General features: G+C 63.3%; 12 protein-coding genes. 9 read left to right on the top strand and 3 right to left on the bottom strand.

Annotation, left to right across the window (positions count from 1 at the left end; all coding sequences use genetic code 11):
- Window positions 1–84 precede the first annotated feature (84 nt).
- Genes tssK through tagH form a run of 3 tightly spaced genes read right to left on the bottom strand, consistent with a single transcriptional unit; the run spans window position 85 to window position 3340 of the window.
- Window positions 85–1419 carry a type VI secretion system baseplate subunit TssK gene (tssK, locus tag BFP99_RS01270; protein WP_065926728.1) on the bottom strand — a complete coding sequence of 445 codons (1335 nt, stop codon included), beginning with the start codon at window positions 1417–1419 and terminating at the stop codon, window positions 85–87.
- 19 nt (window positions 1420–1438) lie between these two features.
- On the bottom strand, window positions 1439–1948 hold the full coding sequence (gene tssJ, locus BFP99_RS01265; protein ID WP_065926729.1) for a type VI secretion system lipoprotein TssJ: 510 nt from the start codon (window positions 1946–1948) through the stop codon (window positions 1439–1441).
- Between the two features lie 57 nt (window positions 1949–2005).
- Window positions 2006–3340 (bottom strand): type VI secretion system-associated FHA domain protein TagH, encoded by a 1335-nt coding sequence (gene tagH, locus BFP99_RS01260; RefSeq protein ID WP_065946494.1) that lies wholly within the window; start codon window positions 3338–3340, stop codon window positions 2006–2008.
- A gap of 393 nt (window positions 3341–3733) precedes the next feature.
- On the opposite strand from tagH, the gene tssA reads away from it, so the two are divergent.
- From tssA to BFP99_RS01215, 9 genes are all read left to right on the top strand, one after another.
- Complete coding sequence (gene tssA / locus BFP99_RS01255; protein WP_065926731.1) at window positions 3734–4753, top strand: type VI secretion system protein TssA; 1020 nt, start codon at window positions 3734–3736, stop codon at window positions 4751–4753.
- A gap of 54 nt (window positions 4754–4807) precedes the next feature.
- The gene (tssB, locus tag BFP99_RS01250; RefSeq protein ID WP_065926732.1) at window positions 4808–5314 is read left to right on the top strand and encodes a type VI secretion system contractile sheath small subunit; all 507 of its coding nucleotides are present in this window, start codon (window positions 4808–4810) and stop codon (window positions 5312–5314) included.
- 2 nt (window positions 5315–5316) lie between these two features.
- Window positions 5317–6813 (top strand): type VI secretion system contractile sheath large subunit, encoded by a 1497-nt coding sequence (tssC, locus tag BFP99_RS01245; protein WP_065926733.1) that lies wholly within the window; start codon window positions 5317–5319, stop codon window positions 6811–6813.
- Window positions 6814–6988: 175 nt separating this feature from the next.
- Entirely contained in the window at window positions 6989–7477 is a 489-nt protein-coding gene (locus BFP99_RS01240; RefSeq protein ID WP_015886558.1) for an Hcp family type VI secretion system effector, read from the top strand.
- Between the two features lie 207 nt (window positions 7478–7684).
- Complete coding sequence (gene tssE / locus BFP99_RS01235; protein WP_027608263.1) at window positions 7685–8200, top strand: type VI secretion system baseplate subunit TssE; 516 nt, start codon at window positions 7685–7687, stop codon at window positions 8198–8200.
- On the top strand, window positions 8197–10056 hold the full coding sequence (gene tssF / locus BFP99_RS01230) for a type VI secretion system baseplate subunit TssF (protein ID WP_065937972.1): 1860 nt from the start codon (window positions 8197–8199) through the stop codon (window positions 10054–10056). Before tssE ends, tssF begins: the two co-directional genes overlap by 4 nt.
- Complete coding sequence (tssG, locus tag BFP99_RS01225; RefSeq protein WP_065926735.1) at window positions 10020–11063, top strand: type VI secretion system baseplate subunit TssG; 1044 nt, start codon at window positions 10020–10022, stop codon at window positions 11061–11063. The genes tssF and tssG overlap by 37 nt, the downstream gene beginning before the upstream one ends.
- Complete coding sequence (gene tssH / locus BFP99_RS01220) at window positions 11056–13719, top strand: type VI secretion system ATPase TssH (protein ID WP_065946493.1); 2664 nt, start codon at window positions 11056–11058, stop codon at window positions 13717–13719. The genes tssG and tssH overlap by 8 nt, the downstream gene beginning before the upstream one ends.
- A gap of 97 nt (window positions 13720–13816) precedes the next feature.
- The gene (locus tag BFP99_RS01215; RefSeq protein WP_065946492.1) at window positions 13817–15757 is read left to right on the top strand and encodes a type VI secretion system Vgr family protein; all 1941 of its coding nucleotides are present in this window, start codon (window positions 13817–13819) and stop codon (window positions 15755–15757) included.
- Window positions 15758–15759: the final 2 nt, after the last annotated feature.

Here is a 15759-nt window from a genome sequence, read left to right as displayed (position 1 = left end):
CTCGGCACGCGCGGGTTCCGGCGCGCGGCCACCCGGGCGCGGCATGAACTGGGTGCGGTCGTCATCATTGGGATGCATCGCGGATTATCCTCGGATCGCCCAGAAGGCCAGGTTCAAGCCCGGGAACTGCCCGGCGATATGGAAGGCAAAACCACCGGAATTGCCCAGTTGCTGCCAATGCTCGCTGCCACGGTCCAGCTCGTAGTAGGTCGAGCCTGCGTGGTACGGCAGTTGGCGCGGCGCCACCGGCAACGGCAGCAAGGTGATGCCCGGCAGTTGCAGGTTGACCAGGTCGCGGATGTGCTCCACCGAGCCGACCTTGCTCTGCTGGCCGAAGCGCGCACGCAGGGTTTCGCCGGGCACATCGGCACGGACCACGAGGATGAAGCTGGCGCTGTCGAGCAAGGTTTTGTCGGCCAGCATGGCCACGTGGACGCCGTAGGCTTTCTCGACAATCGGGATCGGCGTGGCCTTGCTGTCGATCAGCATCGACAGGGCTTCGCGCAGGGCCGCCATGACTGGGGCGAAGCTCAGGGCCAGGTCGTCGTGCTGGTATTGCGGGTATTCCTGGGGACGACGGCCTGAAGTGGAAAAGGTCGAGAACTCACCGGCCAGGCTGACCAGTGCGCTGAAAAAGCGCTCCGGGTGCAGCGGGCTCAACTGGCTGAAATGCTGGATCAGAGGCTGGGCGCGGTTGACCAGTTGCAGCAGCATGAAGTCGGCGATCTCCGACGCACCGCCTGCCCCCGAGGCAACCACGCGGCCCGCCAGGGCTTCGCCGCGCTGGTGCAACAGGCCCAGCAGTTCGCTGCGAAACGCGCTCAATGGCTTGCTCGCGGCCACGTCCAGCACGGGCGGGATGTAGCTGTCGTCGAGGACCAGCGCACGGTCGGCGCGTTTTTCCTTGATGCGCACCAGGCCCACGGCGGCGTAGTCACTGATGCCGTCCTGGGCGGTCAGCAAGCGCAGGGCCCGGGAGCCCACGGCCACCGGCGCGCGGTTTTCGAACGGTGCATTGTCATCGCGCACTTCGCGCACCTGGCTCACGTAGCGCGCGGCTTCCAGGGCTTCGCCCTCATCCACGGTGTCGCGGGCCCCCGCACGCTTGAGTGGCAAGGCCAGGTAGACCAGGCCATCGCGCAGGTTGTCGTCGATATTCAGCGGGCTGGGCGCCAGGTCATCCTGGGGAATGTTGAACGGCGTGCCGTCGGGCAACAGGCCGCGCGCCGAGACGATGGCCAGCTTGCCCTGGGCCAGCAGGCCCTGGTCGATCAGCAATTCGGAAAACCCCCAGGCGCCGGCGGACAACGGGCGGCTGCGGGCGTCGATCAGGTTTTCCAGGTAACGGTCATGCTGCTGGAAGTGCTGCGTTCCGATGAACATGCCTTCCGACCAGACCACGCGATTGTTCCAGGACATGGGGAGCTCCGATTGCTTCTTATTGGGCAGGGCTGGATGGGGTGACCACGACGTCGGCGCGCACGGCACGCACATCGAGGCTGATCTGGTATTCGGTGTATTGGCGCGCCGGCACGTTGATCACCGTGCGCCATTGCGCGCGGTCCAACTCGCGATAACCCACCAGCAAGCCGATCTGGCGCGTGGAGGGGTCGAGGTCGCGCTGGATGCTCAGTTGCTGGCCGGGTTGCACCATGACTTCGTCCTGGTCCAGCAGGTCCAGGCCGAGGGTCGATTGCGCACGGTCGGCCAGGGCGAAGTAATCGGAGCGGGCGAAGGTGGCGGCGTTCTTCAGTTCGAAAATGCGCACCCGCACCGGCGCGGCCTGGCCGTTGGCGCCGGGGTTAAGCCCGGCAATCGCGTGGAAGTGCAGCTCGACGGCGGCGGTGTTCACTTCAGCCTCAGCAGCCGTTTCGGGTTTGACCGCATCCTTGCTACACGCGGTCAGCAGCAGCGCGGTGGCGACTGCGAGTAAAAACCTGGGAATCATCCTGCGTCCTCAATGACGTACTTAGCTATCCGTTAATCCGTAGGTTGCGGCGCGGTTTTACCGACGCTGTCGCGCGCTGTGTTCTTCGTAGGCCCGGCTGAATTCACGGCCGAACAGGTCCTGGAAATCTTCCTGGGCCTCGCGGGAAATATTGCTGTAGAGCTCGGTGAACTGCTGCCAGTACTGGGCCTGGCGCGAGCCGGCGAACAGGTTCGACAGCCCGCCGGGCTTGCCCATGCGCTCTTCCAGTTGCGACGGTTCAAAGCGCGTGAGCAAGTGCTTGATCGCTGCTTCCACCCCGGCCATCACCGCCAGTTGGTGGGCGCGCAGGTCATCAAAACTGTCGCGCACGGCAATGTCCGGCGCCATAAACGCCTGGTTGCCGTGGCGAAGCAAAAGCAGTAAAGCTTCGTCGGCATTCGGTGCGAATTTCAACGGATTGTTTTCGGCAGGCTGGATCATGGTCTGCTGCATGCGGAACTCGCCCTTGAGGCTGGCGCGGGCACGCAATACGTCGATCAGGCCTTCGACCATCAGGCGGTAGCTGCGGCCGATGTTTTCCATCTGCGCCTCCGCCTGGGCCTTGTCCAGGCGCAACTGGTCCAGGCCGGCACCGCGCAGGAAGGCTTGCAAGAGATCGGGCGGCTGGGTGGCGGCCACGGGGAGCACTGGCTCGACCACGGGTGGCGGCTGGATGATCGGTGCGGGTGGCGGTGGCGGAGGTGGCGGCGCACTGGCCGACGGCGCCGGCGTGTCGCCAAACAGGTCCCAGTCTTCGGGAATCACCGAGCCCGAGACCACAGGCGTCTCGACCACGGGTACCGCCACCGGGGTCGGCGGGCGGAAGTCGTGTTGTTCGCTGGGGACATGATCGGCCACGGTGGGCGGCGGCACGGCGGTGGGGCTGAGGAAGTCGAACAGGTCCGGCAGCGTGTCCATCGACGAAGCGCCCTGGAATTGCGGGGCAATCACCGGCGTCGGCGCGGGCTTGTTCGCCACGGCGCCCATCAGGGCCTCAAAGCTGTTCGGCGAATCACCGGCGAATGGCTGGCTGTCGATGGCCTGCACGTTGAAGTCGATCCGCGCCTGGATCTCGTAATCGCCGATGCGGATCAACTCGCCATCCTGCAACAGCTCGCTGTTACCCCTGCGCAAACGGATGCCGGCGTTAACCAACTCCACACCGTTTGTACTGTTATCGGTTAAATAATAACGGCCATCTTTGTATTGAATAACGCAGTGCTGCGAAGACACCAGGCGCTCGGGATCAGGCAATACCCAGTCATTATCCGAGCTGCGGCCGATAGCCATCGAGCCCTGGTTCATGGACTTTTCCGAGCATTGCCCGGGGGTAATCTTGTGATAACTAGTGATAGTCAAACACAGCGACATCTTGCCTCCTTGCTGATACTTCGCGCGCAGTCGACCCCAGGGACAGCGACGCCCGGGAGATCCCCATCAGGTCGTGCAATCGACCGTTCAAAACCTGCTGATGCCAGCATGATCGCTGATCTTAACTGGGCTCCATGACAAAAATCCTATGCCGGTGCGTCGTTCGACCCACCAGTCGCGCAGGTTGTTAAGCACCGCACATCTGTCACAGAGGGCGAATAGCTTACCTTGACAAGGCATAAGTACTACACCAAAAATGCACAACTTCTTGAATACCAGTGATGGCACATTAGTGGCATCTTCTTATATGACCAAGAAAACATGCAAAGTTCCTTGCGCAACTAATGCATGCATTGCCCGCCATGTAACGGGCTGATAGGGAGATCAATTTCAGTGGATGTGCCGTTGCTGCTCACCGCCGTTTCCGCGACTTCGCCCTGTGGCGAAGACATGGAATATGACGCGGATTTTCTCCAGCTGGAGCGTGATGCCAAGGGCCAACCCGAGCGCAGCATGGGCGATTCGATCCTGCCCGCCGAGCCGCCGGAATGGCGCAGCATCCAGCAGCAGAGCCTCGACTTGCTGCAGCGCAGCAAAGACCTGCGCATCACCCATTTCCTGTTGCAAAGCTCCCTCGCCCTCCAGGGTGCGGCCGGGCTGGCTGAAGTCCTTACGTTGATCAATGCGCTGCTGCGCGAATACTGGGCCGACCTGCACCCGCGCCTGGATGCCGACGACGATAACGACCCCACCGTACGCATCAACGCCCTCTCCGGCCTGACCAGCGACGCAACCATTCGTCTGCTGCGCGAGAGCATTCTCACGCGCTCGCGCACCTTCGGTCCGGTGAGCCTGCGCGCCGCGTTGAATGCCAGCGGCCTGATGAGTTTCCCCGACGAACAGCTCGGCGCCCAGCAGCTCAACGCCGCGTTTCTCGACAGCGACCCCGAACACCTGCAAGCCACCCGCGACGCCTTGAGCACCGCACGCGCCGCCTGCGAAGCCATCGAGCAGCAGGTCAGCGACCAGGTGGGTTCCGCCCAAGGCGTGGACCTCAGCCTGTTGAAGCAACCGCTCAAGCAGGCGCTGCAGGTGCTTAACCAGTTTGTTCCGAACGGCGCTGCCAGCAGCGAGCCCGAGGCCGTCAGTGACGACAATGCCCCCTCGGTGGACTTCGCCGCTGCCCCCGCCGCACCTCGCCCCAGCGGCGACATCAGCAACCGTGATGACGTGCTGCGCAGCCTCGACAAGATCCTTGCGTATTACACCCGGCACGAGCCTTCGAGCCCGTTGCCTGTGTTGCTGAACCGGGCCAAGCACCTTGTGCACGCCGACTTCGCGGCCATCGTGCGCAATCTGATTCCCGATGGGATGTCCCAATTTGAAAACCTGCGCGGCCCGGACGGCGAGTAAGCCGCTCGACTGCGCAGTAACAACACCGTCGCTCAAGCGACCAGGAGCAGCAACGTGGCGAAGCAAAGTTCTCAGAAATTCATCGCGCGCAACCGCGCGCCTCGAGTGCAGATCGAGTACGACGTCGAGCTCTACGGCGCCGAGAAAAAGGTCCAGCTGCCCTTCGTGATGGGTGTGATGGCCGACCTCGCCGGCAAGCCTGCCGAGCCTCTTCTGCCTGTGGCCGACCGCAAGTTCCTTGAAGTGGACGTCGACAACTTCGACTCGCGCCTCAAGGCCATGCAGCCGCGCGTGGCGTTCCACGTACCCAACGAGCTGACCGGCGAAGGCAACCTGAGCCTGGACATCACCTTCGAAAGCATGGACGACTTCAGCCCGGCCGCCGTGGCCCGCAAGGTCGACTCGCTCAAGCAACTGCTCGAAGCCCGCACCCAGCTGGCCAACCTGCTGACCTACATGGACGGCAAGACTGGCGCTGAAGAAATCATCATGAAGGCGATCAAGGACCCGGCACTGCTCCAGGCACTTGCCAGTGCGCCTAAGCCTGCAGGGGACCAGTAATCATGACTGACAATACCGCCCGCGAAGGCGCCCAGAGCCTGGGTGCAACCGAGGAAACCAGCGAGTTCGCATCCTTGCTGATGCAGGAATTCAAGCCCAAGACCGAGCGTGCCCGCGAAGCCGTGGAAACCGCCGTGCGCACCCTGGCCGAACAGGCCCTGGCGCAAACCGACCTGGTGTCCAACGACGCGATCAAATCGATCGAATCGATCATCGCCGCCATCGACGCCAAGCTCACCGCCCAGGTCAACCAGATCATCCACCACCAGGATTTCCAGCAGCTGGAAAGCGCCTGGCGTGGCCTGCACTACCTGGTCAATAACACCGAGAGCGATGAGCAGCTGAAGATTCGCGTGCTCAACATCTCCAAGCCGGACCTGCACAAGACCCTGAAGAAATTCAAGGGCACCGCGTGGGACCAGAGCCCGCTCTTCAAGAAGATGTACGAAGAAGAGTACGGCCAGTTCGGCGGCGAACCGTACGGCTGCCTGGTAGGCGACTACTACTTCGACCAGTCGCCACCGGACGTGGAACTGCTGGGCGAGCTGTCGAAAGTCTGCGCCGCCATGCACGCCCCGTTCATTGCTGCGGCATCGCCGACCGTGATGGGCATGGGCTCGTGGCAGGAACTGTCGAACCCGCGCGACCTGACCAAGATCTTCACCACCCCGGAATACGCCGGCTGGCGCTCGCTGCGTGAATCGGAAGACTCGCGCTACATCGGCCTGACCATGCCGCGCTTCCTGGCGCGCCTGCCGTATGGCGCCAAGACCGACCCGGTGGAAGCCTTCGCCTTCGAAGAAAACACCGACGGCGCCGACAGCTCCAAGTACACCTGGGCCAACGCCGCCTACGCGATGGCGGTGAACATCAACCGTTCGTTCAAGCACTACGGCTGGTGCTCGCGCATCCGTGGCGTGGAGTCCGGCGGTGAAGTGGAAAACCTGCCGGCCCACACGTTCCCTACCGATGACGGTGGCGTGGACATGAAGTGCCCGACCGAAATCGCCATCAGCGACCGCCGTGAAGCGGAACTGGCGAAGAACGGTTTCATGCCGCTGCTGCACAAGAAAAACACTGACTTCGCCGCGTTCATCGGCGCCCAGTCGTTGCAGAAGCCGGCCGAATACGACGACCCGGACGCCACCGCCAACGCCAACCTGGCCGCGCGCCTGCCGTACCTGTTCGCCACTTGCCGTTTCGCGCACTACTTGAAGTGCATCGTGCGCGACAAGATCGGTTCCTTCAAAGAGAAGGACGAGATGCAGCGCTGGTTGCAGGACTGGATCCTCAACTACGTCGACGGTGACCCGGCGCACTCCACCGAGACCACCAAGGCCCAGCACCCGTTGGCCGCCGCCGAGGTGATCGTGGAAGACGTCGAGGGCAACCCGGGGTACTACAACTCCAAGTTCTACCTGCGCCCGCACTACCAGCTCGAAGGGCTGACCGTGTCGTTGCGCCTGGTATCGAAGCTGCCTTCGGCGAAAAGCGCGTAAAAAATCGGGACTGGCTCGCTCCCTGTAGGAGCGAGCTTGCTCGCGAAAAACTTGAAGGCGCTGCGTTCATCCAGGATGCCCGCGTCACCGTTGACGACCTTCGCGAGCAAGCTCGCTCCTACAGGGGTCGGCGGCGTTAACAAATACAGTGGCTGAGGCCACACAGGGAGAAAACATGGCTGTTGATATTTTCATCAAGATCGGCGACATCAAGGGCGAGTCCATGGACAAGGCCCACAAGGACGAAATCGACGTGCTGAACTGGAGCTGGGGCATGGCCCAGTCCGGCAACATGCACGTTGGCGGTGGCGGCGGTGCGGGCAAGGTGAACATCCAGGACCTGTCGCTGACCAAGTACGTCGACAAGGCCTCGCCGAACCTGATGATGCACTGCGCCAGCGGCAAGCACATCGACAAGGTCAAGCTGACCGTGCGCAAGGCCGGTGGCGAAAGCCAGGTCGAGTACATGGTGATCAACCTGGAAGAAGTGCTGGTAACGTCCCTGAGCACCGGCGGCTCGGGCGGCGATGACCGCCTGACTGAAAACGTCACCTTGAACTTCGCCCAAGTGATGGTCGACTACCAGCCGCAGAAAGCCGACGGCACCAAAGACGGCGGCGCGATCAAGTTTGGCTGGAACATCCGTTCCAACACCAAGCGCTGATACGCCTACCTCGCTCCGCCGTAGCAGCTGCCGAGCGAAGCGAGGCTGCGTTCGAGGACGAAGTCCTCGCACACCAGGCACTGAGGTTTACCTGATGAAACTCAGTGCCTGCTCTACGACTGCTTCGCAGTCGGACGCAGCCTCGCTTCGCTCGGCAGCTGCTACGGCGGGTCTTTCATTTTCGATATTGTCCGTGGAGCTGCTTTGGTGGTAACTGAAATCGCTTCCCGCGACCGTCTGCAACCGTCCCTGCTGGACCGGTTGACCGACGACGACCCAACCAATCCCAAGGAAAGCGCCGATAAACGCGTGCTGTCCCTGACCCAACTGAAAGCCTCGGTGCTGCGCGACCTGGCGTGGCTGCTCAATACCACGTCGTTGCTCGATGCCGATGCCACGCTGCACACACAGGCAGGCACCTCGGTGGTCAATTACGGCCTGCCGGCGCTGGCGGGCAACAGCGTTTCCAGCGTCGACATCAAGGCCCTGGAAGCCCTGATCTACCAGGCGATTGCCACCTTTGAACCGCGCATCCTGCGCCATACACTGCGGGTGAAGGCCCGCGTCGGCCATGGCGAGATGAATCACAACGCCCTGAGTTTCGAGATCGAAGGCGACCTGTGGGCGCAGCCGGTGCCCTTGCGCCTGTTGCTGCAAACCGACCTCGACCTGGAATCCGGCCATGTGCGCGTAGTGAATGCCGACCAGCGGAGACGCCCATGAACCCGCGCCTGCTGGAGCTGTACAACCAGGAACTGCACCACGTGCGTGAAAGCGCGGCGGAGTTCGCCAAGGAATACCCGAAGATCGCCAGTCGGCTGACCTTGTCCGGTATGGACTGCGCCGACCCGTATGTCGAACGCCTGCTTGAGGGCTTTGCCTACCTCACTGCCCGCGTACAGCTCAAACTCGACGCCGAGTACCCGACCTTCACCCACAACCTGCTGGAAATCGCCTACCCGCACTACCTGGCGCCGACACCGTCGATGACCGTGGTGCAATTGCACACCGACCCCGATGAAGGCTCCCTGGCCAGCGGCTTCCCGCTGCCGCGCGACACCGTGTTGCGCGCCGCATTGGGCCGCGAAACCCAGACCTGCTGCGAGTACCGCACCGCGCACCCGGTGACGTTGTGGCCGTTACAGGTCAGCAACGCCGAGTACTTCGGCAACCCCGCCGCCGTGCTCGGACGCCTGGCCGCCAGCGAGCCGAAAGCCAAGGCCGGCTTGCGCCTGACCCTGCGCACCGGCGCCGAATTGCCGTTCAACAGCCTCGACCTGGACAACCTGCCGCTGTACCTCAGCGGTGCCGACGAGCAACCGTTCCGCCTTTATGAACAACTGCTGGGCAATGCCTGCGCAGTGTTTGCACGCAAGCCCGGTGGCGATTGGGTCGAGCGCCTGCCCCAGGACGCGCTGCGCTCGCGGGGTTTCGACGACGCCGATGCGGCCATGCCGGTCGTCGCGCGCGCATTCCAGGGCTATCGCCTGTTGCAGGAATACTTCGCCCTGCCCCACCGCTTCCTGTTCGTCGAATTCGCCGAGCTGAGCCGCGCGGTCAAGCGTTGCGACGGCCAGGAGCTGGAACTGATCGTGCTGTTCGACCGTCACGAGCCAAGCCTGGAAGGCAGCGTCGGCGCGGCGCAGTTCCTGCCGTTCTGCACCCCGGCGATCAACCTGTTCCCGAAACGCGTGGACCGCATCCACTTGTCCGACCGAGTCAACGAGCACCACGTGATCGCCGACCGCACACGGCCGATGGATTTCGAGATTCATTCGTTGAGCGGCATCACCGGCCACGGCACCGGGCCAGAGCAGCCCTTTTTACCGTTCTATGCGGTCCGCGATCCATCCCGTTATGGCCGCGACCAGGCGTACTACACCGTGCGCCGCGAGCCACGGGTGTTGTCCAGCGACCAGCGCCGCAACGGCCCGCGCTCCACCTATGTGGGCAGCGAAACCTTTGTCAGCCTGGTCGACAGCCGCCAGGCGCCGTATCGCCACGACCTGCGCCAACTCGGCGTGACCGCGCTGTGCACCAACCGCGACCTGCCGTTGTTCATGAGCGTGGGCAACGGCAAGACCGACTTCACCCTGGCCGACAGCGCGCCGGTGTTATCCGTGCGTTGCGTCGCCGGGCCAAGCCGTCCACGCGCCAGCCATGCCCATGACGCCAAGGCCTGGCGCCTGATCAGCCAGTTGTCGCTCAACTATTTGTCCCTGAGCGAGCAAGGCCAGGGCGCGGCGGCGTTGCGCGAACTGCTGCGCCTGTATGGCGACAGCAACGACGCGGCGCTGCAATTGCAGATCGAAGGCTTGCGCGACGTCAGCAGCAAGGCCGTCACCCGGCGCCTGCCGATGCCCGGCCCGATTGTGTTTGGTCGCGGCCTGGAAATTACCTTGGAGTTCGATGAAAACGCGTTTCGCGGCACCGGCGTGTTCCTGCTCGGTGCGGTGCTGGAACGCTTCCTGGCACGCTACGTGTCGATCAACAGTTTTACCGAGACGGTGATCCGTACCACCGAACGCGGCGAGATCATGCGATGGAAAGCCAAGCCCGGGCGTCGTCCGACCCTGTGAGTACGTTGGATGCGATGCATCAGGAGCCCTGGGAATACGATTTCTTCCAGGCGTTGCGGCGTATCGAGTGCGAATCGCCCGAGCTGCCGCGCCTGGGCCATTCCCTGCGCCTGGCGGATGACCCGTTGCGCCTGGGGCAACAGGCCGATTGCACCTTCGCCCCGGCCACCCTGGCCTCGGTCGATCCCGGCGGCGACGGCAAACCGGCACGGCTGGAACAGTTCTTCTTCGGCCTGGGTGGCCCCAACGGCCCGTTGCCGCTGCATATCACCGAGTACGTACGCGAGCGCCAGCGCAACAACGCCGACAGCACCAGCAAGCAGTTCCTGGACGTCTTCCACCACCGCCTGCTGAGCCTGTTTTACCGAGCCTGGGCCGAGGCGCGGCCGACGGTCAGCCACGACCGCCCGGACGATGACTACTGGTCCGCACGCCTCGCTGCCTTGAGTGGCCGGGGCATGCCGAGCCTGCTTAACCAGGGGTTGATCCCCGACACGGCGAAGCTGCACTACAGCGGCCACCTGTCGGCACAAACCCGCTACCCGGACGGTTTGAAGGCGATCCTCGGCGAGTATTTCGGCCTGCCGGTGGAGATCGAAGAATACGTCGGCCAATGGCTGGAACTGCCCGAGCGCAGCCGCGTAGGCGTGAGCGCCAACCAGCTGGGGGTGGACTTCTGCCTGGGCAGCCACGTGTGGGACCGCCAGCATAAATTCCGCATCCGCCTGGGCCCGCTCAAGTTGGACGACTACATGGGCATGCTGCCCGGCAGCCAGCCGTTCAACGAGCTGGTGGCGTGGGTGGCCGAGTACCTGGGCCATGAATTGGACTGGGACTTGAACCTGATTCTGCAACAACCCGAAGTACCGGCGCTGCAACTCAATGGCCAGTTCCGCCTGGGCTTCAACACCTGGCTCGGCTGCCCTGCGGTTGATGCCAACGACCTAATCCTGGCCCGGCATTACGCCGATCAAGCCACCACCTCAAGGAATCCAGAGCATGGGTGAAATCAGTCGCGCCGCACTGTTCGGCAAACTCAACAGCGTGGCCTACAAGGCCATCGAAGCCGCCACCGTGTTCTGCAAGCTGCGGGGCAACCCGTACGTGGAACTGGCCCACTGGTTCCACCAGTTGCTGCAACTGCAGGACTCGGACCTGCACCGCATCATCCGCCAGTTCAACGTCGAGCCGGCGCGCCTGGCCCGAGACCTCACCGAAGCCCTGGACCGCCTGCCGCGTGGCTCGACGTCGATCACCGACTTGTCCTCCCACGTGGAAGAGGCGGTGGAACGCGGCTGGGTGTACGGCAGCCTGATGTTCGGCGAAAGCCAGGTGCGCACCGGCTACCTGGTGCTGGGCATCCTCAAGACGCCAAGCCTGCGCCATGCGCTGCTGGGCTTGTCCTCGGAGTTCGACAAGATCAAGGCCGAAGCCCTGAGCGAGCGTTTTGACGAATACGTCGGTGATTCGCCGGAAAACGCCCTGACTGCCAGCGACGGTTTCAATGCCGGCGCCGTGCCGGGCGAGGCCAGCGGCGCCATGGCACCGAGTGCGATGGGCAAGCAGGAGGCGCTCAAGCGCTTCACCGTTGACCTCACCGAACAAGCGCGCAGCGGCAAGCTCGATCCGATCGTGGGCCGTGACGAAGAGATCCGCCAACTGGTGGACATCCTCATGCGCCGCCGCCAGAACAACCCGATCCTCACCGGTGAGGCCGGTGTGGGCAAGACCGCTGTGGTCGAAGGTTTTGCCCTGCGCATCGTCGCCGGTGACGTGCCGCCCGCCTTGAAAGACGTGGAACTGCGCAGCCTCGACGTCGGCCTGCTGCAAGCCGGCGCGAGCATGAAAGGCGAGTTCGAACAGCGTCTGCGCCAGGTCATCGAAGACGTCCAGGCCTCGCCCAAGCCGATCATTCTGTTTATCGACGAAGCCCACACCCTGGTAGGTGCCGGTGGCGCCGCCGGGACCGGTGATGCGGCCAACCTGCTCAAACCCGCCCTGGCCCGTGGCACCCTGCGCACCGTGGCCGCGACGACCTGGGCCGAGTACAAAAAACACATCGAGAAAGACCCGGCCCTGACCCGCCGCTTCCAGGTGGTACAAGTGGCCGAGCCGTCGGAAGACAAGGCGCTGCTGATGATGCGCGGCGTGGCCTCGACCATGGAGAAACACCACCAGGTGCAGATCCTCGACGAAGCCCTGGAAGCCTCGGTGAAGCTGTCCCATCGCTATATCCCGGCGCGCCAGTTGCCGGATAAATCCGTGAGCCTGCTGGACACCGCCTGTGCCCGCGTCGCCATCAGCCTGCACGCGGTGCCGGCCGAAGTGGACGACAGCCGCCGCCGCATCGAAGCCCTGGAAACCGAGCTGCAAATCATCGCCCGCGAGCATGCCATCGGCATTGCCATTGGTGCGCGCCAGAGCAACAGCGAAGCCCTGTTAAGCGCCGAGCGTGAGCGCCTGGCGACCCTGGAAAGCCGCTGGGCCGAAGAAAAAACCCTGGTGGATGAGCTGCTCGCCACCCGTGCAACCCTGCGCGAAAAGGCCGGCGTCGTGGACAGCGGCAACGATGAATTGCGTGCGCAACTGGTCGACCTGCAACAGCGCCTCACCGCGCTGCAAGGCGAAACCCCGTTGATCCTGCCGACCGTGGATTACCAGGCCGTGGCCTCGGTGGTCGCCGACTGGACCGGTATCCCGGTGGGCCGCATGGCCCGCAACGAACTGGAAACCGTGCTCAACCTCGACCAGCACCTGAAAAAACGCATCATCGGCCAGGACCACGCCCTGCAGATGATCGCCAAGCGCATCCAGACCTCCCGCGCCGGCCTCGACAACCCGAGCAAGCCGATTGGCGTGTTCATGCTGGCCGGCACCTCCGGCGTGGGCAAGACCGAAACCGCCCTGGCCCTGGCCGAAGCCATGTACGGCGGCGAGCAGAACGTGATCACCATCAACATGAGCGAGTTCCAGGAAGCCCACACGGTGTCCACCCTCAAGGGCGCACCACCGGGCTATATCGGCTACGGCGAAGGCGGCGTGCTGACCGAAGCGGTGCGGCGCAAGCCCTACAGCGTGGTGCTGCTGGACGAGGTGGAAAAAGCCCACCCGGACGTGCATGAGATCTTCTTCCAGGTGTTCGACAAGGGCGTGATGGAAGACGGCGAAGGCCGGGTGATCGACTTCAAGAACACCCTGATCCTGCTGACCACCAACGCCGGTACCGAGCTGATTTCCCAGGTCTGCAAGGACCCGGCGAACATCCCCGAGCCGGAAGAAATCGCCAAGGCCCTGCGCCAGCCATTGCTGGAGATCTTCCCGCCCGCCTTGCTCGGCCGCCTGGTGACGATCCCGTACTACCCGCTGAGCGACGAGATGCTCAAGGCGATCACCCGCCTGCAACTCAACCGCATCAAGAAGCGCGTGGAGACGACCCACAAGGTCGCCTTCGACTACGACGATGCGGTGGTCGACCTGATCGTCTCGCGCTGCACCGAGACCGAAAGCGGCGGGCGCATGATCGACACCATCCTCACCAACAGCCTGCTGCCGGACATGAGCCGTGAATTCCTCACGCGCATGCTCGAAGGCAAGGCATTGGCGGGTGTGCGCATCAGCAGCCGGGATAACGAGCTGCATTACGACTTCAGCGACGCCGAATAACGACTGTTGGAATGCAATGCAAATATGGGAGGGGGCTTGCCCCCTCCCATATTTCGAACCGGTTCCGTCAGTTATTTAGTCATTTACAGGTTAACCGATGCTATTCAACCAAGCCTCACGCCTGGCCAAGATCACCAGCCCCCTCGGGCCGGATGTGCTGCTGCTCAATGAAATGGGCGGCGGCGAAGAGCTGGGCCGCCTGTTCAACTATGAACTGCAACTGACGTCCCTGGACGCCAACATCGACCTCAACCAGTTGCTCGGCAAGCCCATGAGCGTGGGCGTGCAACTGGCGGACGGCGGCGAGCGGCACTTCCACGGCATCGTCGCGCGGTGCAGCCAGAACATCGACCAGGGCCAGTTCGCCAGTTACCAGGTGACGCTGCGCCCGTGGTTCTGGCTGCTGACTCGCACCTCGGACTGCCGGATTTTCCAGAACCTGAGCATCCCGCAGATCATCAAGCAGGTGTTCCGCGACCTGGGGTTTTCCGACTTCGAAGACGCCCTGAGCCGGCCGTACCGCGAGTGGGAATACTGCGTGCAGTACCGCGAGACCAGCTTCGATTTCGTCAGCCGCCTGATGGAACAGGAAGGCATCTACTACTTCTTCCGCCATGAACAGGACCGCCATGTGCTGGTGCTGGCCGACGCCTATGGCGCCCACACCACGGTGCCGGGCTATGCGTCGATCCCGTATTACCCCAAGGACGAGCAGCAGCGCGAACGCGACCACATGCACAACTGGCACCTGGCGCAGGAGGTTCAGCCCGGCTCGCTGGAGCTCAACGACTACGACTTCCAGCGCCCCAGCGCCAGCATCGACGTGCGCTCGGCCATGCCGCGCCCGCATACCGCCGGCGACTACCCGCTGTACGACTACCCCGGCACCTACGTGCAAAGCGCCGACGGCGAACACTACGCGCGCACCCGCATCGAAGCCCTGCAAACCCTGCATGAACAGGTCGAGTTCGCCGGCAATGCCCGTGGCCTGGGTTCCGGCCACCTGTTCAGCCTCACCGGCTTCAGCCGCCAGGACCAGAACCGCGAATACCTGATCGTCGGCTGCCGCTACTACATCGTCCAGGAAAGCCTGGAAAGCGGCGGCGGTTCGGGTTCGGCGCAGTTCGAAAGCAGCCTGACCTGCATCGACGCCCAGCAAAGCTTCCGCCCGCTGGCCACCACCCACCGCCCCATCGTCAAAGGCCCGCAGACGGCATTGGTGGTTGGCCCCAAAGGCGAGGAAATCTGGACCGACCAGTACGGCCGCGTGAAGGTGCACTTCTACTGGGACCGCCACGACCAATCCAACGAAAACAGCTCGTGCTGGATCCGCGTGTCGCAGTCCTGGGCCGGCAAGAACTGGGGCTCGATGCAGATTCCACGGATCGGCCAGGAAGTGATTGTCAGCTTTCTCGAAGGTGATCCGGACCGCCCGATCATCACCGGGCGGGTATACAACGCCGAGCAGACCGTGCCCTACGACCTGCCGGAGAACGCGACCCAGAGCGGCATGAAGAGTCGCTCGAGCAAGGGCGGCACGCCGGCCAATTTCAATGAAATCCGCATGGAGGACAAGAAGGGGTTGGAGCAGTTGTATATCCATGCAGAGCGTAACCAGGACATTGTTGTCGAGGTGGACGAGAGTCATTCCGTCGGGCACGACCGCAATAAAAGTATCGGCCATAACGAGACGGTGACCATCGGCAACAACCGCCTGCGCATCGTCAAGCAGGAAGACATCCTCTCGGTGGGCCAGAGAAAGACCGACAGCATCAGCCAGAGCTACGTCATCGAAGTGGGCGAAAACCTGCGCCTGGTCTGCGGTGAAAGCATCCTGGAGCTCAACGCCAGTGGGCAGATCAACCTGACCGGCGTGCAAATCAGCTTCTACGCCAGCGGCGATGCCGAGTTCAATACCGGCGGCGTGCTGCACCTGAACAACGGCGGCGGCCCTGGCGCCACGCCCGACGGCCAGGGCCAGAAAGGCGCCATCGACGCCAATATCAAAGCCGCCTTCCCCGCGCCTAAAAGCTCCTGACG

The organism is Pseudomonas sp. 1 R 17 (assembly GCF_900067035.1).
In the GTDB taxonomy this organism is placed as follows: Bacteria; Pseudomonadota; Gammaproteobacteria; order Pseudomonadales; family Pseudomonadaceae; genus Aquipseudomonas; species Aquipseudomonas marginalis.
Note: the sequence above shows the minus strand (reverse complement) of the source record. Positions and strands in the feature narration are given on the sequence as shown.